Genomic DNA, 18,350 nt, shown 5'->3' with positions numbered 1-18,350 from the left:
TGCTGACATGGCTGCCACCGTAGAGACGTGTTCGCGAGGGGGCAACTGAATTTCCGGAAATGATGCACGGAAGGCAATATTGCCCACCATGCAATATTTCGGTACGGTGGCGGCCGTGGGACTACGTGAACGTAAGAAACTCGACACCCGGCGAGCGCTGAGCGACGCCGCGCTGACGCTCACGTTCGAACGCGGCCTGGAGAACGTGAGCCGCGAGGACATCGCCAAGCTGGCCGGTGTCTCGTTGCGGACCTTCAACAACTACTTCACCGGCAAGTACGAAGCGCTCGCGTACCGCCAGACCGAACGCTTCAGGCGCAGCATCGATCTGCTGCGGGAGCGTCCCGCCGGCGAACCGTTGTGGACGTCTATCGCCGAATCGGTGATCGCGCCGCTGGAGAGCGAACTCGAGGACGTGGGCGGTGCCGAAAACGCGGTTCCGACGCGTCAGCAACTCGTCGAGATCCGAAAACTGCTCATGATCCCCGAGATCCGTGACGCGACGTTTCGGGGCATGTTCGATGAATGGGTCGCGGTGATCGCCGAACGTACCGGCACCGAACCGCAGGACATGTACCCACGCCTGGCCGCTGCCGTGGTGCGGGCGGTCGGCGATGTCGCAATGGACGAGTATGCGGCCGCTGATCCACCGGTGTCGTTCACGTCGTTGCTACGTAAGGGTTTCGCGGCGGTCGCCGCGGGACTGCCTGAACCCGGAAGGAAGCCATGACAGAGAAAACCGACGTCGTCATCTCCGGAGCGGGGCCCAACGGCCTGCTGCTCGCCGGTGAGCTGGCGCTGGCCGGCGTCCGGCCGGTCGTGCTCGAGCAGCTGCCCGAACCGAGCCAGGAACTCAAGGCCAACGGCATTGTCGGTCAGGCGAACCGGGCGCTCGATCTGCGTGGTCTCTACCAAAAGTTGAGCGGGTCATCGCAACCGCCGCAGCCCATGCACGGCTACATCTTCGCCGGTATGCACATGCCGTTCACCGATCTGGCCGCAAACCCGATGTACGGCATGCTGATCCAGCAGCCGCGTGTCGTGCGTGAGCTGGCGGACTGGGTGCGCGATTTGGGCGCCGAGATCCGGTGGGGCCATGAGTTGACCGGCATGCTGTCCGGGCCGGACGGTGTGGTGGCGACAGTGGCGTCGCCGCACGGAAGTTACCAGATCGACACCAGTTATCTGGTCGGTGCCGACGGCGGGCGCAGCCCCGTCAGAAAGAGCGCCGGTATCGGGTTCCCGGGAATCACCACCGACCTCGTCGCGCGCGTCGGTCACGTCACCGTGCCCGATGAGCTGCGGACCGGAGACGGCGGCCTGCGCATCCCCGGAGTCGGGCGCCTGCCCTTCGGCCACAACAGATTCGACAGTGGTGTCCTGATCTATGCCGAGTTCGAGCCGGGCCGGTCCATGGTCGGCACGATCGAGTACGGCGCGTTGCTGCCCGACGATGCCCCGCCGCTGACGATCGCCGAATTGCGGGACAGCGCAGCCCGCGTGCTTGGCGCAGATCTGCCCATGCAACCCCCGACCGGACCGGGCCCGCACGCGTTGCGGCGCATCAACGGCCAGAACACCCGGCAGGCCGACCGGTACCGCGCAGGCAACGTGTTCCTGGTGGGCGACGCCGCGCACGTGCATTCCGCGATGGGTGGCCCCGGGCTGAACCTCGGTATGCAGGACGCGATGAACCTCGGGTGGAAACTCGCCGCCACGGTGCGCGGGTGGGCGCCGCCCGGTCTGCTCGACACCTATCACACCGAGCGGTATCCAGCCGGCGAGCGAGTGATGATGCACTCGATGGCACAGGCCGCCCTGATGGCTGCCGGCCCCGAAGTGGCAGCGCTGCGAAGGCTTTTCGGCGAGTTGCTGGCAACGACGGACGGCGCGTCACATGTCGCGAATCTGCTCGCCGGATCCGATGTGCGCTACGACGTGGGCGACGATCATCGGCTGTCCGGGCGGTTCATGCCGGATCTGGTGCTCGATGACGGCCGGCGCGTGGCCGAGCTCATGCATTCCGGCCGGCCGCTGCTGCTCGACCTGGCCGGCGGCACGGTCGCCGATGCGGCGGAAGGCTGGCGGGACCGGGTCGACGTGGAGGTGGCGAGCAAGGACGACGCGCCGGTGGCAGCCCTGCTGATCCGTCCCGACGGCTACATCGCCTGGGCCGCTGACGATATCGAACGTGTCGGTCTGCAGTCCGCCCTGCGCCGCTGGTTCGGTGTCCCTTCGGTCGAGGAGCTCAGCGCCTGAAGCGGCGAAAGTTGGCTTGTGTGCCAACTTTTCTCGAAACTTGGCACACAAGCCGACACTCAAGCCAGAGTCGCGCGAATACACACGGTGACATACGGCAGCGCCAAGCCGGTCGTGTTGGCCAGCGCCGGATGGGTGGCGAGCAGTTCGCGCACCTGGCCCAGCGTGCGCGTGCGGACCTGCTCGGGTGAGGTGATGCAGTAACTGCGCGACGCCACGAGATCGATGAGGGCTTGTGGCGTCAGGTAACTCGTCCACTCCACCTGGTGCCGCTCGGTGTCGGCGAACGGATCGGGCAGCGTCACCTGATGGTTGAACGGATCGTCTTCGTGGCCGATGATGCGGCCCAGATCCTTGACCCAGCCGAGCCGCTCGTCGCGCGTGTTCCACACGAGCCCCAACCGGCCGCCCGGCCGAAGCACCCGGCTGACTTCCTTGACCGCGAGCTCGGGGTCGAACCAATGCCAGGCCTGAGCCACAAGAACGGCGTCAACGCTGTTGTCCGGCAACGGAATTTCTTCTGCCGTCCCCAGCAGCGCCGGAGTGTCCGGCAGCGAGTTCGACAGTAGTTCCAGCATCTCGGCGATCGGGTCGACGGCCACCACGTCGAGTCCGCGTTCCACCAGTCGCGTGGTCAGCTTCCCGGTGCCCGCCCCCAGATCGAGCACATCGTGGGCGTGGGCCGGAAGCAGCCAGTCGATGGCTTCGGGCGGATACGACGGGCGGCCGCGTTCGTAAGCGGCGGCCTCCGAGCCGAATGACAGGGAACGCTGCTGCCTGGAGGGCCCAGTACCGGTCACGGCTGCGCTAACTCCAATGTCCGGCGGATCAGCTTGCCGACCAGTTCGGTCTCGACCAGGAAGCCATCGTGGCCATAGGCCGAGTCGACCACGTCCAGGCCGCTACACCCGGGCAGTAGGTCGGCGAGCTCTTCTTGCAGGCGGATCGGGTATAGGCGGTCGGAGGTGATCCCGCCGACCACGGTCGGCACCGGGCAGCTTCGCAATGCGGCCCGAACGCCGCCGCGTCCGCGCCCGACATCGTGGCTGGACAACGCGTCGCTCAGGACGACATAGGTGCCGGGATCGAACCGGGCGGCCAGCTTGCCGCCCTGGTATTCCAGATAGCTCTGCACCGCGTAACGGCCGCCGGCGACCGGATCCTCGCCACCTTGGGCCTCGTTGCGGAACCTGGTGTCCAGTTCCTCTTCGCCGCGATAGGTGAGGTGCGCGAATCGCCGGGCGATCTCCATCCCCGCTGTCGGTGCCTGGCCGGTGCCGTAATAGTCACCGCCCTGCCAGTCGGGGTCGGCCTTGATCGCCGCGACCTGGGTGGCCTGGGTGCCGATCTGATCGGCGGTCGCACGTGCGCCGACGGCGAGGACCAGCGCGGCGCGCACGTCGTCGGGATATCCCACGATCCATTCGAGGGCCCGGGCTCCGCCCATGGACCCACCGACCACCGCGGCAACCTCGGTGATGCCGAGCGCCGCCAGCGCGGCCCGATCGGCCGCCACCTGGTCGCGGATGGTGATTTGGGGAAACCTTGAGCCCCAGGGCTTTCCGTCTGGCGCGAGGGAACCCGGGCCGGTGGAGCCGCGGCAGCCGCCGAGCACGTTCGTCGCGATCGCGCACCAGCGGTCGGTGTCGATCGGGGCGTCGGGCCCGGCCACCCCGTCCCACCAGCCGGGTGTCGGGTGATCGTCGTCGGCGGGGCCGGTGACGTGAGAGTCGCCGGTCAGTGCGTGCAGCACCATCACCACGTTGTCGCGGTTGGGCGACAGTTCGCCCCACCGCTGTACGGCGATCGTGACGTCGGGGAGTACGGTGCCGTTCTCCAGGGTCAGTGCACCGATGTTGACCAAGCCGATTTCGCCTTCTGCGGGCAAGGGCTGGGTCTGCACGGGAGGTTCTTCGGTGATCGTCACTGGGCTCGTCTCACGCAACTCACACCGTGGACGCCGTCTGCGAGGCACCACTGAACGGACGGGCCGCGGCGAATCCCTGCTCGAGGTCGGCCAGGATGTCGTCGATCCCCTCGAGGCCCACGGCCAGCCGGACTAGGCCGGGTGTGACGCCGGTGGACAGCTGCTCTTCGGCGCTGAGCTGCTGGTGCGTCGTCGAGGCCGGGTGGATGACCAGCGAGCGGACATCGCCGATGTTGGCGACGTGGCTGTGCAGCGTGAGCGCGTTGACGAACGCCTTGCCGGCTTCGATGCCGCCGGCCAGTTCGAACGCCAGGACGGCGCCGGTCCCCTTGGGCGCGATCTTGCGACCGAGTTCGTACCACGGCGAGGTGGGCAGCCCGGCGTAGTTCACCGACGTGACATCGGGGTGACCCGCCAGGTACTCCGCCACCTTCTGAGCGTTGGCCACATGGCGTTCAACACGCAGCGACAGCGTCTCTAATCCCTGCGCGATCAGGAACGCGTTGAACGGTGCGGCCGCCGAACCCAGGTCGCGCAACAGCTGCACACGCGCTTTCAGCGCATATGCGGGCGCTCCGAGCTGGGAGAACACCACGCCGTGGTAGCTCGGGTCGGGCTCGGTGAAACCGGGGAACTTGCCGTTGGTCCAGTCGAACGTGCCGCCGTCGACGAGCACGCCTGCGATCGCGGACCCGTGCCCGCCGAGGTACTTCGTCGCCGAGTGCACGACGATGTCGGCGCCGTGCGCCAGTGGCTGGATCAGATAGGGCGTGGCGATGGTGTTGTCGACGATCAGCGGCACACCGTTGTCGTGCGCGACGGCCGCGACGTTGGGAATGTCGAGAATGTCGATCTGCGGGTTGGAGATGGTCTCGGCGAAGAACGCCTTGGTGTTGGGCTGCACCGCCGCGCGCCAGGAGTCCAGGTCGTCGGGGTCTGCCACGAAGCTGACCTCGATGCCGAGCTTGGGCAGCGTGTAGTGGAACAGGTTGTATGTGCCGCCGTAGAGCCGCGGGCTCGACACGATGTGATCGCCCGCGGCGGCGATGTTGAGGATGGCAAAGGTCTCGGCGGCCTGCCCGGAGGCCAGGAACAGCGCTGCGACGCCGCCTTCGAGCGCCGCGATGCGCTGCTCGACCACGTCGGTGGTCGGGTTCATGATGCGGGTGTAGATGTTGCCCGGTTGCTCCAGGCCGAACAGCGCCGCGGCGTGCGCGGTGTCGTTGAACGTGTAGGACGTCGTCTGGTAGATCGGCAGCGCGCGGGCGTTGGTGGCGCTGTCGGGGGTCTGGCCGGCGTGGATCTGCTTGGTCTCGAACGACCACTCTGCGGCGTTGTCCGGGGTGCTCATGGGTGTGTTGTCTCCTGCGAGATGAAGGGGAAGTCGATTACCGGGCGTCGTGCCTGCACATGGCAGCAGGCGGACGCGAACAGGTCACGGACAACAGCACATGGATGGCCTCCATCAGGTTTCCCTGTCTCTCTGGGGGCCCGAACCTACGGACCCGCGCTTGCCTTGCAGCCGCTACGGCTACTCAACCTGGTCATCACCCGGGGCACCCCACCGCGGTTGGAGGGTTGCCGGCCAGCAAGCCGGGGCTTGACGCTGGCGCTCATGACCGGCCTGCAGCTTATCTCACGCGCCTTGCCGGGTGCCAGTGGGATACCTGCGGGGGCGTCGCGGCGTGTCCGTTCTGGTTACTGGCGAGTAGCCAATGTTGGATGCTCGCACGCCTTTCGCCCCTTGTAGTGTTGCGTTCGCGAGCGAACGCTCAGCACTGCTTGACGCGCGCCCACAAGGCGCGCGAAGCGAAGTTCGGCAAGATCTGACCGAAAGTGACGTCGGGAGAACATCAATGAGCGCCCAGCAACCGACCATCATCTACACGCTGACCGACGAGGCGCCGCTGCTTGCGACGTACGCCTTCCTGCCGGTGATCAGCACCTTCGCCGAAGCGGCCGGTATCGACGTCAAAACCAGCGACATCTCCGTCGCGGCGCGAATCCTGGCCGAGTTCAGCGACTACCTGACCGACGAGCAGAAGGTTCCCGACAACCTGGCCGAGCTCGGGGAGCTGACTCAGGATCCCTCGGCCAACATCATCAAGCTGCCCAACATCAGCGCCTCGGTGCCGCAGCTGCTCGCCGCGATCAAGGAGCTCAAGGGCAAGGGCTACAACCTGCCCGATTATCCCGGCGAGCCGAAGACCGACGAAGAGAAGGCGATCAAGGATCGGTACGCTAAGGTCCTCGGCAGTGCCGTGAACCCGGTCTTGCGCCAAGGCAACTCGGACCGCAGGGCGCCCAAGGCGGTCAAGGAGTACGCCCGCAAGCATCCGCACAGCATGGGCGAGTGGTCGCAGGCTTCGCGCACCCACGTCGCGACCATGAAGACCGGCGACTTCTACCACGGTGAGAAGTCGATGACGCTCGACAAGGACCGCAAGGTCCGCATGGAACTCGTCACCGAGCGTGGCGAGACGATCGTGCTGAAGCCCGAGGTCGCGCTCGACAAGGGCGACGTCATCGACAGCATGTATATGAGCAAGAAGGCGCTGTGCGACTTCTACGAGGCCGAGATCGAAGACGCCTACAAGACGGGCGTGATGTTCTCGCTGCACGTCAAGGCGACCATGATGAAGGTCAGCCACCCGATCGTGTTCGGCCACGCGGTCAAGGTCTTCTACAAGGACGCGTTCGCCAAGCACCAGAAGGTGTTCGACGAGCTGGGCGTCAACGTCAACAACGGCATGTCGGATCTCTACGACAAGATCGAGGCGCTGCCCGCCTCGCAGCGCGAGGAGATCATCCGCGACATCCATGCCTGCCATGAGCACCGCCCCGAGCTCGCCATGGTGGATTCGGCCAAGGGCATCACGAACTTCCACTCGCCCAGCGACGTGATCGTCGACGCCTCGATGCCCGCCATGATCCGGCTCGGCGGCAAGATGTACGGCGCCGACGGCCGGACGAAGGACACCAAGGCGGTCAATCCCGAGTCCACGTTCAGCCGGATCTACCAGGAGATGATCAACTTCTGTAAGACCCACGGCCAGTTCGACCCGACGACGATGGGCACCGTCCCCAACGTCGGCCTGATGGCGCAGAAGGCCGAGGAGTACGGCAGCCACGACAAGACGTTCGAGATTCCCGAGGACGGTGTGGCCAACATCGTCGACAACGAGACCGGCGAGGTTCTGCTGACCCAGAACGTCGAGACCGGCGACATCTGGCGCATGCCGATCGTCAAGGACGCCGCCATCCGGGACTGGGTGAAGCTCGCCGTCACGCGCGCCCGGCTGTCCGGCATGACCGCGGTGTTCTGGCTCGACACCGAGCGCCCGCACGAGGCCGAGCTGCGCAAGAAGGTCAAGGAGTACCTGAAGGACCACGACACCGAGGGACTCGAGATCCAGATCATGCCGCAGGTGTGGGCCATGCGGTACACCCTGGAGCGCGTGATCCGCGGCAAGGACACCATCGCCGTCACCGGCAACATCCTGCGCGACTACCTCACCGACCTGTTCCCGATCCTCGAACTCGGCACCAGCGCCAAGATGCTGTCGATCGTGCCGCTCATGGCCGGTGGTGGCATGTACGAGACGGGCGCCGGTGGTTCGGCACCCAAGCACGTCCATCAGCTCGTGGAGGAGAACCACCTGCGGTGGGACTCGCTCGGCGAATTCCTCGCACTTGGGGCGAGTTTCGAAGACCTCGGCAACAAGTCCGGCAACGACAAGGCCAAGGTTCTCGCCAAGACGCTCGACGCCGCGACCGGAAAGCTGCTGGACGAGAACAAGGGCCCGTCCCGCAAGACGGGTGAACTCGACAACCGGGGCAGCCAGTTCTACCTCGCGCTCTACTGGGCGCAGGAGCTCGCCGACCAGACCGACGACAAGGAACTGGCCGAGCACTTCGCACCGCTGGCCAAGTCCCTCGCCGAGAACGAGGAGACCATCGTCTCCGAACTCAACGAGGCGCAGGGCCAGCCGGTCGACATCGGCGGCTACTACTACCCGGACCGCGAGAAGACCGCCGCGGTGATGCGGCCGAGCAAGACCTTCAACGAGGCACTCGCGTCCGCGCAGGGCTGAGGTCTGCGGCGCCCTGCCCCCGCAGCACGGGGGCAGGGCTTCCGAACTAGCCCGTAGCCCGGGCCGGATCGGTGTGAAGCTCGATGAAATCGGTGATCAGGTTCGTGATCCGATCCGGTGCCTCGAACATCGGCACGTGCCCGACGCCGTCGAGCCGGGTGACGACCGATCCCTTCGGCAAGTGCTCGATGAAGTGGCGGGTGAACCGTGGTTCGGGCAGCACCCGGTCCTTCTCGCAGATCACCAGATGAGTGGGTGTGCACGAGTTCGGCAGTTCCATCAGGCCCGCGGTGGTCAAGGCCTTGATCATCAGTTTGTAGTAGGCCGGGCAGTGCGCCAGGTCCTCGATCAGATCGGCCCGGTCGCTGTCGTTGAGCACGTCCGGCGTCGCGCTGACAGCCAGATAGGAGATCTGGCGCGTGAACGGCAACCGCTGGAGCCGCTGGCCCAGCAGCGACGTCGCGAGCACGACCGGCAAGCCGGCCAGGAACTTCCCGATGATCTCGTACTTCGCCAGGGTGAATCGGGTCCAGCCGCCCGCGGGCGCGATGCCGGTCAACGTGCGTGCCCGGCCGCGGCGCTCCAGTTCGAATGCGACCCAGCCGCCAAGCGAGTTGCCGACGATGTGGGCTGTCGTCCAGCCCAGTTCGTCGAGCTGGCGCTCGACATCGTCGGCCAGCGTCCTGACGTCGAGCAGAAATGGCGCGGACGCACCGCCGTTGTGGCCGGCCATGGTGGGGGCGAACACCTCGTAGCGGCCCGTGTTGGCCAGCTGTGGAGCGACGTACTTCCACACGCTCTGCGACAGGAGAAAGGGGTGCAGCAGCAGGATCGGTTCTCCCGACCCGAGATGGATGGGTGCACGACGTTCGGCCATGACGCCCGAGATTAAGGTGATACCGCCGGTACCGCAAGTGGCCTGTCGGGGCGGATCGGTAGGGTCTGCGCCGTGGCTTCTCCGGGTTCGCTGACCGTCAGCACCATCAACGTCAACGGCATCCGCGCTGCGGTCAAGCAGCGCTCGACCGAAAATCTCGGCCTGCTGCCGTGGTTGAAGGAAACCGACGCCGACGTGGTGTGCCTGCAGGAGACCCGGGCCGATGACGAACAACTCGCCGACGCGTTGGCGCCGGCCCTGGCCGACGGCTGGAATCTCGCGTCGGCCGATCCGCATCTGAAGGGCCGCAACGGCGTCGCGGTGCTGTCACGCCATCCGATCGACGCCTCACGACTGTTGGTGTCCGATGAGTTCGAGGCGCATGGCCGCTATCTCGAGGTCGACACCGCGGGCACCACGGTGGTGAGCGTGTATTTCCCGACGGGGGAGGCCGAGACCGACCGCCAGCTCGAGAAGGAGCGGTTCATGGCCACGGTCGCAACGCGGATGGCTTTGCTACTCGCCAATGATGCTGTGGTGTGCGGGGATTGGAACATCGCCCACACCGAGAACGACATCAAGAACTGGAAAGGCAACGTCAAGAAGGCGGGCTTTCTGCCTGCCGAACGGGCCTGGCTGACCGATCTGTTGGCCACCGGCTGGGTCGACGTCGTACGCCTGCTGCACCCCGATGTCGCCGGGCCCTACAGCTGGTGGTCATGGCGCGGCAAGGCATTCGACAACGACGCCGGCTGGCGCATCGACTACCACCTGGCCAGCCCCACCCTCGCGGCTCGGGCAACGGCGGCTCGCGTCGACCGGGCCGAGGCCTACGCGCTTCGCTGGTCGGACCATTCGCCGGTGACGGTCATCTACGGCTGACGCCAGTCGGGGCGGCGGCCGAGGTGGGCGAGGATCCGCGCGAAATCGGTTGTCGCCGAAGCGCTCACAGCGCGACCGAACGGTGCGCCCGCGGCTTCGCGGAAGTCGCCGTCGGGGATCGCCTCCACAAGCGGCAGCACGGCGGCGATGACGTCGTCGGGCAGGTCGTAGGCGACGCCCAACGCCGCGGCGACATCCCAGCCGTGCACGACGTAGTCCACGAAATGAAATCCGATCGCGAGCGCGCCGGGAAACGTCGCGTTGGGTCCGAACTCGGGTAGGGCGAATGTCGCTTCGGTGACTCCGTCGGCGGCGAACGCGTCGAGAACGTCGTGGGCGGCGGACGCGTATGTGCCACTCGGGTCTGCGCGCACCGCGTCGGCGACGGTCTCGGGCCGCCAGACGGCTTCATCGGAACCGTTGCCGCGTGATGCTGCGGCGAACCCGCGGTGCTGGACGGTCATGTGGGCAAGCAGTTCGGCGAGGCTCCACTCCGCGCAGGGGGTGGGGCGGTCGAGATCGGCGGTTTGGACGGTATCGACCAGGTCGACGGATCGCAGGACGGCGATGCGGTGCTGGGGGCGGATGTCAGCTTCAATAGTGTGCATTCGCTTATGATAAGCGTAAGCGTATAATTGTGCAATGCCTACCATGACGTGGTGCCGCGACGCCCCGACCTGGCAGCCATGCTCGCCCCGCTTCTGCGTGAGCTGATCGATGCCGAGATGCCGGTGCTCGAGGCGCATGACGTCACGATGTGGGGCTACGTCGTTCTGTGCGCGCTCGATCGGTCCTCGATGCGCACGCAGGCCGCGCTCGCCGAGGCGATCGGCGCCGACAAGACACGCATCATCCGCACGCTCGACGAACTTCAGCAGCGCGGGCTCATCGACCGCCAGCCCGACCCCGACGATCGGCGCGTACGGCTGTTGGCGATCACCGCGGCCGGCCGTGAACTCAAGGATGCGGTGCAGGCCGAGATCCAGCGCGGGGAGGAACGGTGGCTCGGCGAGCTGTCTGCCGGCGACCGGAAGGTGTTCCTGCGGGTGTTGGCACAGCTGACCCCCGAAGAAACCGGATGACGCCAGTGCGAAAATCGAAGGCACCATGACTAGCGGAAGCAAACAGGTCGTCTTCTCCGGCGCCCAACCCACCTCGGACTCACTTCACCTCGGCAACGCATTGGGCGCGGTGACGCATTGGGCGCAATTGCAGGACGGCTACGACGCCTTCTTCTGCGTCGTCGACCTGCACGCGATCACCATTCCGCAGGATCCCGAAACGCTGCGCCGCCGCACCCTGGTAACCGCCGCGCAGTACCTGGCGCTCGGCATCGACCCGGCTCGCAGCACCGTATTCGTGCAGAGCCATGTGCCCGAGCACACCCAGCTCGCATGGGTGCTGGGCTGTTTCACCGGCTTCGGTCAGGCGTCGCGCATGACGCAGTTCAAGGACAAGTCGCAGAAGCAGGGCGCTGACGCCACCACCGTCGGGCTGTTCACCTACCCGGTGCTGATGGCCGCCGACGTGTTGCTCTACGACACCGACGTCGTTCCGGTCGGCGAGGATCAGCGGCAACACCTCGAACTTGCCCGCGACGTCGCCCAGCGGATCAATGCCAGGTTCCCCGACACATTCGTGGTGCCCGAGGCGATGATCCCCAAGGCAACCGCCAAGATCTATGACCTGCAGGACCCGACGGCGAAGATGAGCAAGTCCGCGGCAACGGACGCCGGCTTGATCAGCCTGCTCGACGATCCGAAGGCAACGGCGAAGAAGATCCGATCCGCGGTGACCGACAGCGAACGCGAGATCAGGTTTGACCCGCAGGCCAAGCCGGGTATCTCCAACTTGCTGACGATCCAGTCCGCAATCACAGGAACCGATATCGACAAGCTCGTCGAAGGCTACGCCGGCCGCGGGTACGGCGATCTCAAGAAAGACACCGCTGAGGTGGTCGTTGAGTTCGTCACACCCATCAAGACACGGGTCGACGAACTGCTGGCTGACCGGGCCGAATTGGAGTCGGTTCTGGCGGCGGGCGCGGACCGCGCAAAACAGGTGTCGGGCAAGACTCTCGCGCGCGTCTACGACAAGATAGGGTTTCTTCAGCAAACGTCGTAAGCGCCAGGGGAGGGGCGGCGATGGACGAGCAGGAGAAGCCGGGGATTCTTGATCGGCTGCGCGCCCGCTATCCGTGGTTCGACCATGTGATGCGTGCGCAGCAGCGGTACACCGACTGCAACGGCAACTTCTACGCCGCCGGGATCACCTACTTCACGATCTTTGCCCTGTTCCCGTTGCTGATGGTCGGCTTCGCCGTCGCCGGTTTCCTGTTGTCCCGCCGCCCCCAACTGCTCGCCGAGATCGAGGACCGCATCCGGGGCGCGGTGTCCGGCGACCTCGGTCAGCAGCTGGTGACACTCATGAACTCGGCCATCGACTCGCGAGGCACCGTCGGCGTGATCGGGCTCGCGACAGCGGCATGGGCCGGCCTGGGCTGGATGGCGAACCTGCGCCAAGCACTCAGCCAGATGTGGGAGCAACACCACCCCGAGGGCGGCTTCGTCGGAAACAAGCTCTCGGATCTGCTCGCGCTGGTGAGCGCGTTCCTCGCCATGGTGGTCACCATCGCACTCACCGCACTCGGCGATCCCGCCCTGATGCGCCGGGTCCTGGAATGGGTCGGCCTCGGCAGTCTCGCCGGCATCACGGGCGGCCTGCGGATCGTGTCACTGTTCGTCTCGATCGGGATCTCCTGGCTGCTGTTCACGTGGATCATCGCCCGGTTGCCGCGCGAGTCAGTGCCGTTCCGCAGTTCGATCCGCGCGGGACTGCTTGCGGCGGTGGGCTTCGAGATCTTCAAGCAGGTCGCGTCCATCTATCTGCAATCCGTGCTGAACGGGCCAGCCGGAGCGACGTTCGGTCCGGTGCTCGGGCTCATGGTGTTCGCCTATGTCACTGCGCGGTTGATCCTGTTCGCCACCGCATGGGCCGCGACCTCCCGCGAAAGCCTGGAGGCCGCACCGGTCGAGCCGCCCGACCCCGCCATGATCACCACCCGCGTGCAGGTACGCGAAGGTGTCGGTATCCCCGGGGTGCTGGCTGCGGCCGCTGCGGGGGCGGTTGGAGCACTGGGCTTTTCGCGGTTCATCCGGCGCTAGCTATTGCGCGATTTCCCGCCATTGTCACGCCAGAGTGACTCTGGCGTTCGGGAGCCACTCTGGCGTGACAATGGGGCGCTGACGGCGCGAAAGCTAGTGGCTGACGACCTTGAGGCCGACGATGCAGCCGACCACGCCGAGCATGAGCAATACCTTGATCACTGACGCGGACTCTCCGCCGGTCACCATCGCGTAGGTCACGGTCAACACCGCGCCGATGCCGACCCAGACCGCGTAGCTCGTGCCCGGAGGCAGGGTTCGCATCGCGATGGCCAGGCCGATCATCGAGAGAACCAGTGCAACGCCGAACACCACGGATGGTCCGAGTCGGGTGAAGCCCTCGGTCTTGCTGAGCGCAGTTGCCCAGACCGCTTCCAGAACGCCTGAGATGACGAGAATCAGCCATGCCATGACGCACCTCCAAGGCCCGTCTTGTCGCTGGCCGGGTACGGTGCCGCCTCGTCCGGTGCCATGTGCTGGCGATATCGATTGTAACAACGACGTAACATGCCTGGCTGTGACCTTGGCAACCAGTTGGTCGACGGCCATCGGCCTCGACGTTCCGATCGTCAACGCACCAATGGGTGGAGCAGCGGGTGGCCGACTGGCCGCCGCGGTCTCGGCCGCAGGCGGTTTGGGCATGGTCGGGATGGGCAGTTCCGCGACCGCCGACCAACTCCGGCGAGAACTTGCGATTCTGCAGGGCCTCGACCGCCCCTTCGGCATCGGCCTCGTGCACTGGGTGATGGTGGACCGGCCGGATCTGTTTGAGACCGCGCTGGCCGCGCAGCCAAGCCTGCTGAGTGTGAGCTTCGGCGACGACTGGGACTGGGTGCGGCGCGCCCATGACGCCGGACTCAAGGTCGCCACCCAGGTGCCCACGGTCGACGCGGCGCGTCGTGCTGTCGACGCCGGAGTCGACGTCCTCGTGGCCCGCGGGGCCGAGGGTGGCGGTCACGGTGAACCGACGGTCGGCACGTTGCCGCTGCTGGCCGAGGTACTCGACGCGGTCGAGTTACCGGTGCTGGCCGCCGGCGGGATCACGTCACCGCGCAGCGTGGCCGCGGTGCTGGCGGCCGGCGCCGCTGCCGCCTGGCTGGGCACCGTCTTCACCACGTGTGCCGAGGCGTTGACGCCGGACGTCGCCCGCGACGCGCTGCTGGCCGGTACCGAGACCGAGCTCACCCGCGAGTTCGACGTCGCGGCCGGATGCCGTTGGCCGCCAACAATTCCCGAGCGGGTACTGCGCGGTTCATCGGTCAACGCCGGGCAGGGTATCGGGATGGTGAACCAGGCACTGTCGGCGGCGGACACGATCGACCGACTCTGTTGGGGCGCGGAAGCTTTGTTGCGGCGGTGGCACTAGACACTTGCCGAACGTTGGCTTGTGTTCGAGATCTCGCGGAAAATTCGTACATAAGCCAACACTGGGCGAGGAGGACTATGTCGGGGAGGTCGCCGTCCAGACTTCGGCTGGCTCTGGTGGGCGCCGTCGCCGCCGTCGGCTTCGCACCCCTGGCCGCCGCCATTGTCGCTGCGGTGTACCGGTTTCCGATCCCGTTCGCCGAGTACGCGACGGGTGTCAGCGGGATGCCCGCGGCGGCGCTGGCATCGGTGTTCTACCTTGCGCTGGGTGGCTTTGTCGTTCTCGGTGCGTTTGGCGCCGCGGCCGGTGCGTTGTTGGCTAGGACGGCGTCGGCCACGCGCCATGCCGTCGCGGCGGCTCTTGCGATCGCCGTAGTCGGCGCGCTGTCCTTGGCCCTGCTCGAATACGTCATCGGGCCATGGTGAGCTCGACGATCTGTACTACCTTGCCCGCGCCGTCTTCGGCGTCCAGGGCATCGGCGAGGCGCCGCACATTGTCTTTGAACCTGCTCTGCGACAACGCCTCATGTATCGCGGCTGCCAGTGCGTCAACCGTGAGTCGCCGTTGCGAGATCGGGGCCGGTCCCACGCCAAGCTCGTAAAGCCGCCTGGCCCAGAACGGTTGGTCTCCGTAAGCGGCGGGTACGGGGACGGTCGGGACGCCGGCGCGTAGCCCGGCCGCTGCGGTTCCCGCGCCACAGTGGTGGACGACGGCAGTCGCGTGCGGGAAGAGCCAGTCGTGTGGCACGTCGCCGACGGCGATCACGTCGTCTCCAGACACGTCCAGCCCGGCCCAGCCTGCCTGGATCACGCCGCGAACGCCGGCAGCCCGAACTGCTTGCGTGACAAGCACAGACAGCCGCTCGGCCTCGGCTTTACTGTTGACGGTGCTGCCGAACCCGATGGCCACCGGAGCGGGTCCCGCCTGCAGGAAGTCGAAGAGTTCTGTGGGTGGTTGCCATCCGGCCGGGCGGGGAGGCCACCAGTAGCCGACGACGTCGATGCCTGGCCGCCAGTCCGCGGGCCGCGGTAGGACCGTAGGCGAGTAGCCGTAGAGAATCGGCCAGTGCGCTTCGGTGCGGCGACGGCGCAGTGCTCTCGCCGACGCCTTCGGCAGACCGACCTCGGCGCGAAAACCGTTGATCGTCTTGTTATATAACCGGTCGATCACTACCTCGCCGAGCCGCGCGGCCGACCTGTTCCCGTAACGCCCCGCGCTCCATGCTCCCAGCACGGCAGGCGGATAGTCCGCGGTCGCAGACATCGGTTGCAGCCGAACGCCGACACTCGGTATGTCGAGCGCCTCGGCGAGCGGATGGCCGACCGGTTCGGCGAACGGCGAGAGCATCAGCAGGTCGAGGGGCTCATCGCGCAACGCGGCAAGCACATCCTCGCCGAGCGTGCGCATGCCGCTGGGCGCGAGAAACGCTGCCATAGCCTTGGCGGCCTGCCGCGGTGAGACGTCCGACAGATCGGCGGCACTGTCGTCCAGTCCGCGAAACTCCAGGCCGCAGGTGGTCACAAGGTCGGCGAAAGCCGCGTAGGCGACCACGATGACCCGATGCCCGGCCTCTTGCAGCCGCACACCCAGCCCGGTCAGTGGGGCGACGTCGCCGCGGCTCCCGATGGCGATGATGCCGATGGCTGCCATCTAGCCGCCCGGGGTGGCGAATACGAACAGCGCCATGAAGGCGATGTTGATGAAAAAGGTTGCCTCGACCAGGCTTACGGTGATGAAGAACGGCGTGAACAACCGTGACTGCGCCTCGGGCTGGCGTGCCACGCCCGAGATGAACTGAGCGCCGGCCAGACCGTCGCCGATCCCCGCGCCGATCGCACCTCCTGCCACCATGATGGCGCCCGCCAGTAATGCGTTACCCATCAATGCTTCACTTGCCATGGTGTACCCCTTCGAGCAGTTGGCTGACGATCCCGGCCGCGGCTGTGGCACCGTTCTCGTCTGAGATCAGCGTCGAAAGATGATGGGCGCGAGCCGTATACGCAGGGTCGGATGTTGCCCGGTCGATCGCGTGCGCCAGTTTGCCGGCGCTCAACGCGGTCCGCCGGATCGGTGGCGGCGCCACGCCGAGCCGGTGCAACCGCTTGGCCCAGAACGGCTGGTCCATGATCCCCGGTACCGCAATGGACGGCACACCAGCCCGCAACGCCGCAGCGGTGGTTCCGGCACCGCAGTGGTGAACGATTGCCGCCATTCGCGGAAACAGCGACGCATGTGGTGCGTCGCCAATGGTGAGAACGTCGTCGCCGTCGCAGTGTAAGCCTGCCCATCCGGTCTGGACGACCGCCCGCACGCCTGCTGATTGCACTGCATCGCTGATGATTTCAGAGAGTTGTGGCCCATTGGCGGTCGCGGTGCTGCCCAGGCCGACAAAGATCGGCGGTGGTCCGCACTGCAGGAAATCCACCAGGCGCTGTGGTGGCTGCCATCCGGTTGGCTCAGGCCACCAATAGCCGGTGACGTGTAGATGCGCCGGCCAGTCGGATGGCCGCGGTACGACATGCCTGCTGAATCCGTGCAGGATCGGCCAGGTGGTCCGGCGTCGGCGTTGATAGCGCGCTCGCGTGCTCGGTGTGAGCCCGAGACTCTTGCGCAGATCGTTGATGACGGGCGCATACGACTTCTCACCGAGCTCACCGAGAAGGCCCACGACTCGATTGCCCCAGCGGCCGAACGATCGGTCGCCCAGTACCGCCGGGGGAAAGTCGCCGGTTGGGGCGGTGGGTTGCATGAACACACCGGCACTGGGTATTCCGAGCCCCTCGGCGACGTGATAGCCGAGCAGGGCCGCAACCGCGGGCAACAGCAGCAGGTCTGCGTCCTGTGCAGCGTCGACCAGGCCGGCGCCGAGGTTGCGCATGTCGGAGCGCATCTCATCGAGTAGCTGCCGTGACGGACGCATACGGGCACCGTCCACGAAACCCTGTGCCGCAGGGGAATTTCTGGTGGCCTGCTCGGTGTCACCCGGAAGCGGCCGGAACTCGAATCCCGCTGCGGTGACCAGCGCGCGATACGGTTCCTGCGCGGCGATCACGACCCGGTGGCCATCGTCGGTCAGCCGCCGAGCCAGGCCCGTGAACGGATCGACGTCGCCGCGGGTGCCGAATGCCGCGATCACGATCGTGCTCATGGCGCGGTTGCCCGTTGGAAGAGGGTGACCACATGTTCGCCGTAGCCGACGACGTCATAGTCGGGATCGCGGGCATATTCGGCCGCGGCGCTGTCGAGCGCACCGCGCAGTGCGTGCTTCATGAACAGCGGTGAGAATTCCCGGAATTCGCCGCTCGTGAGGCCGTCGTCGAAGATCGTCTGGGGATCCAGTGCGGCGAGGTCGCCGGTCGGCGGATGGTCTTGTACGGCCTTGGCGGCCGCTTGGTCCAGCCGTAGGCCGTTCTCGTCACGAAATCCGGCCATCAGCTCGAGCATCGCGACCGCGGTCGATCGGTTCGCAGCGATAAAGGTGATGTTGGCCCGGATGTAGGCCGTCAGCTTGGCCGACGCGGACGTTTCGGCGACGACGGCGGGCACGATCACTGCCGCGCCGCGCTCGAAGATGTCGACGAACACCGCCTCGATGATCTCGGCTTTGGTGGTGAAGTGATACAGCACAACGCTTTTGGCCACGCCGATGTGTGCGGCGATGCGGGCGAGCGAAGTCTGGGCGTACCCCGACTCCGCGATCACCTCTGTCGCCGCGTCGATGATCTGGCGGCGCCGAGCTTGTTCGGTGAAAGTCTTCGCGCGTTCCGACCGCATGGTCCGA

19 protein-coding genes and 2 riboswitches are annotated in these 18,350 nt (G+C 66.4%); of the genes, 9 read left to right on the top strand and 10 right to left on the bottom strand.

Annotated features, from left to right (window positions below; genetic code table 11):
• The first annotated feature begins 88 nt into the window (after nucleotides 1-88).
• Nucleotides 89-730 (top strand): TetR/AcrR family transcriptional regulator, encoded by a 642-nt coding sequence (locus ACRCUN_RS04185; protein WP_462140397.1) that lies wholly within the window; start codon nucleotides 89-91, stop codon nucleotides 728-730.
• Complete coding sequence (locus ACRCUN_RS04180; protein WP_462140396.1) at nucleotides 727-2,259, top strand: FAD-dependent monooxygenase; 1,533 nt, start codon at nucleotides 727-729, stop codon at nucleotides 2,257-2,259. The genes ACRCUN_RS04185 and ACRCUN_RS04180 overlap by 4 nt, the downstream gene beginning before the upstream one ends.
• Before the next feature lie 59 nt (nucleotides 2,260-2,318).
• Here the strand turns inward: ACRCUN_RS04180 and ACRCUN_RS04175 are convergent, their stop codons facing one another.
• The 3 genes from ACRCUN_RS04175 to ACRCUN_RS04165 are packed head-to-tail and all read right to left on the bottom strand — an operon-like array spanning nucleotide 2,319 to nucleotide 5,537.
• Nucleotides 2,319-3,059, bottom strand: a complete 741-nt coding sequence (locus tag ACRCUN_RS04175; protein ID WP_462140395.1) for a class I SAM-dependent methyltransferase — start codon at nucleotides 3,057-3,059, stop codon at nucleotides 2,319-2,321.
• On the bottom strand, nucleotides 3,056-4,162 hold the full coding sequence (metX, locus tag ACRCUN_RS04170) for a homoserine O-acetyltransferase MetX (RefSeq protein ID WP_462140582.1): 1,107 nt from the start codon (nucleotides 4,160-4,162) through the stop codon (nucleotides 3,056-3,058). Before metX ends, ACRCUN_RS04175 begins: the two co-directional genes overlap by 4 nt.
• Before the next feature lie 43 nt (nucleotides 4,163-4,205).
• The gene (locus ACRCUN_RS04165) at nucleotides 4,206-5,537 is read right to left on the bottom strand and encodes a bifunctional o-acetylhomoserine/o-acetylserine sulfhydrylase (protein ID WP_462140394.1); all 1,332 of its coding nucleotides are present in this window, start codon (nucleotides 5,535-5,537) and stop codon (nucleotides 4,206-4,208) included.
• Between the two features lie 151 nt (nucleotides 5,538-5,688).
• Nucleotides 5,689-5,807: riboswitch (SAM riboswitch) on the bottom strand.
• 235 nt (nucleotides 5,808-6,042) lie between these two features.
• On the opposite strand from ACRCUN_RS04165, the gene ACRCUN_RS04160 reads away from it, so the two are divergent.
• Entirely contained in the window at nucleotides 6,043-8,280 is a 2,238-nt protein-coding gene (locus ACRCUN_RS04160) for an NADP-dependent isocitrate dehydrogenase (RefSeq protein WP_462140393.1), read from the top strand.
• A gap of 46 nt (nucleotides 8,281-8,326) precedes the next feature.
• On the opposite strand, the gene ACRCUN_RS04155 is transcribed toward ACRCUN_RS04160, so the two are convergent.
• The gene (locus ACRCUN_RS04155) at nucleotides 8,327-9,157 is read right to left on the bottom strand and encodes an epoxide hydrolase EphH (RefSeq protein ID WP_462140392.1); all 831 of its coding nucleotides are present in this window, start codon (nucleotides 9,155-9,157) and stop codon (nucleotides 8,327-8,329) included.
• A gap of 90 nt (nucleotides 9,158-9,247) precedes the next feature.
• Here ACRCUN_RS04155 and ACRCUN_RS04150 point away from each other — a divergent pair, with 90 nt between their 5' ends.
• Entirely contained in the window at nucleotides 9,248-10,039 is a 792-nt protein-coding gene (locus tag ACRCUN_RS04150) for an exodeoxyribonuclease III (RefSeq protein ID WP_462140581.1), read from the top strand.
• On the opposite strand, the gene ACRCUN_RS04145 is transcribed toward ACRCUN_RS04150, so the two are convergent.
• A complete protein-coding gene (locus ACRCUN_RS04145; RefSeq protein ID WP_462140391.1) occupies nucleotides 10,030-10,647 on the bottom strand; it encodes a TIGR03086 family metal-binding protein in 618 nt (205 codons plus the stop codon). The two genes, ACRCUN_RS04150 and ACRCUN_RS04145, sit on opposite strands and share 10 nt — an antisense overlap.
• Nucleotides 10,648-10,725: 78 nt before the next feature.
• On the opposite strand from ACRCUN_RS04145, the gene ACRCUN_RS04140 reads away from it, so the two are divergent.
• From ACRCUN_RS04140 to yhjD, 3 genes are read left to right on the top strand one after another with little or no spacing between them, the layout of a single operon-like run.
• Entirely contained in the window at nucleotides 10,726-11,121 is a 396-nt protein-coding gene (locus tag ACRCUN_RS04140) for a MarR family winged helix-turn-helix transcriptional regulator (protein WP_462140580.1), read from the top strand.
• Nucleotides 11,122-11,146: 25 nt separating this feature from the next.
• A complete protein-coding gene (gene trpS / locus ACRCUN_RS04135; RefSeq protein WP_462140390.1) occupies nucleotides 11,147-12,163 on the top strand; it encodes a tryptophan--tRNA ligase in 1,017 nt (338 codons plus the stop codon).
• 20 nt (nucleotides 12,164-12,183) lie between these two features.
• Nucleotides 12,184-13,203, top strand: a complete 1,020-nt coding sequence (yhjD, locus tag ACRCUN_RS04130; protein WP_462140389.1) for an inner membrane protein YhjD — start codon at nucleotides 12,184-12,186, stop codon at nucleotides 13,201-13,203.
• A 93-nt stretch (nucleotides 13,204-13,296) separates the two neighbouring features.
• On the opposite strand, the gene ACRCUN_RS04125 is transcribed toward yhjD, so the two are convergent.
• Nucleotides 13,297-13,614 carry a DMT family transporter gene (locus tag ACRCUN_RS04125; protein ID WP_462140388.1) on the bottom strand — a complete coding sequence of 106 codons (318 nt, stop codon included), beginning with the start codon at nucleotides 13,612-13,614 and terminating at the stop codon, nucleotides 13,297-13,299.
• Between the two features lie 11 nt (nucleotides 13,615-13,625).
• A riboswitch (guanidine-III (ykkC-III) riboswitch) is annotated at nucleotides 13,626-13,689 on the bottom strand.
• Nucleotides 13,690-13,720: 31 nt separating this feature from the next.
• On the opposite strand from ACRCUN_RS04125, the gene ACRCUN_RS04120 reads away from it, so the two are divergent.
• The gene (locus ACRCUN_RS04120; protein WP_462140387.1) at nucleotides 13,721-14,569 is read left to right on the top strand and encodes a nitronate monooxygenase; all 849 of its coding nucleotides are present in this window, start codon (nucleotides 13,721-13,723) and stop codon (nucleotides 14,567-14,569) included.
• A 77-nt stretch (nucleotides 14,570-14,646) separates the two neighbouring features.
• Nucleotides 14,647-14,994: a hypothetical protein gene (locus ACRCUN_RS04115; RefSeq protein ID WP_462140386.1), complete on the top strand. Its 348-nt coding sequence runs from the start codon at nucleotides 14,647-14,649 to the stop codon at nucleotides 14,992-14,994.
• On the opposite strand, the gene ACRCUN_RS04110 is transcribed toward ACRCUN_RS04115, so the two are convergent.
• From ACRCUN_RS04110 to ACRCUN_RS04095, 4 genes are read right to left on the bottom strand one after another with little or no spacing between them, the layout of a single operon-like run.
• Nucleotides 14,978-16,219, bottom strand: coding sequence for a glycosyltransferase (locus tag ACRCUN_RS04110; protein WP_462140385.1), 1,242 nt, complete (start codon nucleotides 16,217-16,219; stop codon nucleotides 14,978-14,980). The two genes, ACRCUN_RS04115 and ACRCUN_RS04110, sit on opposite strands and share 17 nt — an antisense overlap.
• Nucleotides 16,220-16,450, bottom strand: coding sequence for a F0F1 ATP synthase subunit C (locus ACRCUN_RS04105; protein WP_462140579.1), 231 nt, complete (start codon nucleotides 16,448-16,450; stop codon nucleotides 16,220-16,222).
• A 7-nt stretch (nucleotides 16,451-16,457) separates the two neighbouring features.
• Nucleotides 16,458-17,717: a glycosyltransferase gene (locus ACRCUN_RS04100; RefSeq protein WP_462140384.1), complete on the bottom strand. Its 1,260-nt coding sequence runs from the start codon at nucleotides 17,715-17,717 to the stop codon at nucleotides 16,458-16,460.
• On the bottom strand, nucleotides 17,714-18,343 hold the full coding sequence (locus tag ACRCUN_RS04095) for a TetR/AcrR family transcriptional regulator (RefSeq protein WP_462140383.1): 630 nt from the start codon (nucleotides 18,341-18,343) through the stop codon (nucleotides 17,714-17,716). Before ACRCUN_RS04095 ends, ACRCUN_RS04100 begins: the two co-directional genes overlap by 4 nt.
• Nucleotides 18,344-18,350: the final 7 nt, after the last annotated feature.

The sequence above is a fragment of the Mycobacterium venezuelense genome (assembly GCF_054919535.1).
This window is presented reverse-complemented; position numbering and strand designations above follow the sequence as displayed.

Excerpts from the sequence above, each read along its gene's own strand:
- ACRCUN_RS04110 (WP_462140385.1), bottom strand. The coding sequence starts at position 16,219 with ATGGCAGCCATCGGCATCATCGCCATCGGGAGCCGCGGCGACGTCGCC.
- trpS (WP_462140390.1), top strand. The coding sequence starts at position 11,147 with ATGACTAGCGGAAGCAAACAGGTCGTCTTCTCCGGCGCCCAACCCACC.
- ACRCUN_RS04155 (WP_462140392.1), bottom strand. The coding sequence starts at position 9,157 with ATGGCCGAACGTCGTGCACCCATCCATCTCGGGTCGGGAGAACCGATC.
- ACRCUN_RS04115 (WP_462140386.1), top strand. The coding sequence starts at position 14,647 with ATGTCGGGGAGGTCGCCGTCCAGACTTCGGCTGGCTCTGGTGGGCGCC.
- ACRCUN_RS04125 (WP_462140388.1), bottom strand. The coding sequence starts at position 13,614 with ATGGCATGGCTGATTCTCGTCATCTCAGGCGTTCTGGAAGCGGTCTGG.
- ACRCUN_RS04140 (WP_462140580.1), top strand. The coding sequence starts at position 10,726 with ATGCTCGCCCCGCTTCTGCGTGAGCTGATCGATGCCGAGATGCCGGTG.
- ACRCUN_RS04165 (WP_462140394.1), bottom strand. The coding sequence starts at position 5,537 with ATGAGCACCCCGGACAACGCCGCAGAGTGGTCGTTCGAGACCAAGCAG.
- ACRCUN_RS04160 (WP_462140393.1), top strand. The coding sequence starts at position 6,043 with ATGAGCGCCCAGCAACCGACCATCATCTACACGCTGACCGACGAGGCG.
- ACRCUN_RS04180 (WP_462140396.1), top strand. The coding sequence starts at position 727 with ATGACAGAGAAAACCGACGTCGTCATCTCCGGAGCGGGGCCCAACGGC.
- ACRCUN_RS04105 (WP_462140579.1), bottom strand. The coding sequence starts at position 16,450 with ATGGGTAACGCATTACTGGCGGGCGCCATCATGGTGGCAGGAGGTGCG.
- ACRCUN_RS04145 (WP_462140391.1), bottom strand. The coding sequence starts at position 10,647 with ATGCACACTATTGAAGCTGACATCCGCCCCCAGCACCGCATCGCCGTC.
- ACRCUN_RS04095 (WP_462140383.1), bottom strand. The coding sequence starts at position 18,343 with ATGCGGTCGGAACGCGCGAAGACTTTCACCGAACAAGCTCGGCGCCGC.
- yhjD (WP_462140389.1), top strand. The coding sequence starts at position 12,184 with ATGGACGAGCAGGAGAAGCCGGGGATTCTTGATCGGCTGCGCGCCCGC.
- ACRCUN_RS04185 (WP_462140397.1), top strand. The coding sequence starts at position 89 with ATGCAATATTTCGGTACGGTGGCGGCCGTGGGACTACGTGAACGTAAG.
- ACRCUN_RS04100 (WP_462140384.1), bottom strand. The coding sequence starts at position 17,717 with ATGAGCACGATCGTGATCGCGGCATTCGGCACCCGCGGCGACGTCGAT.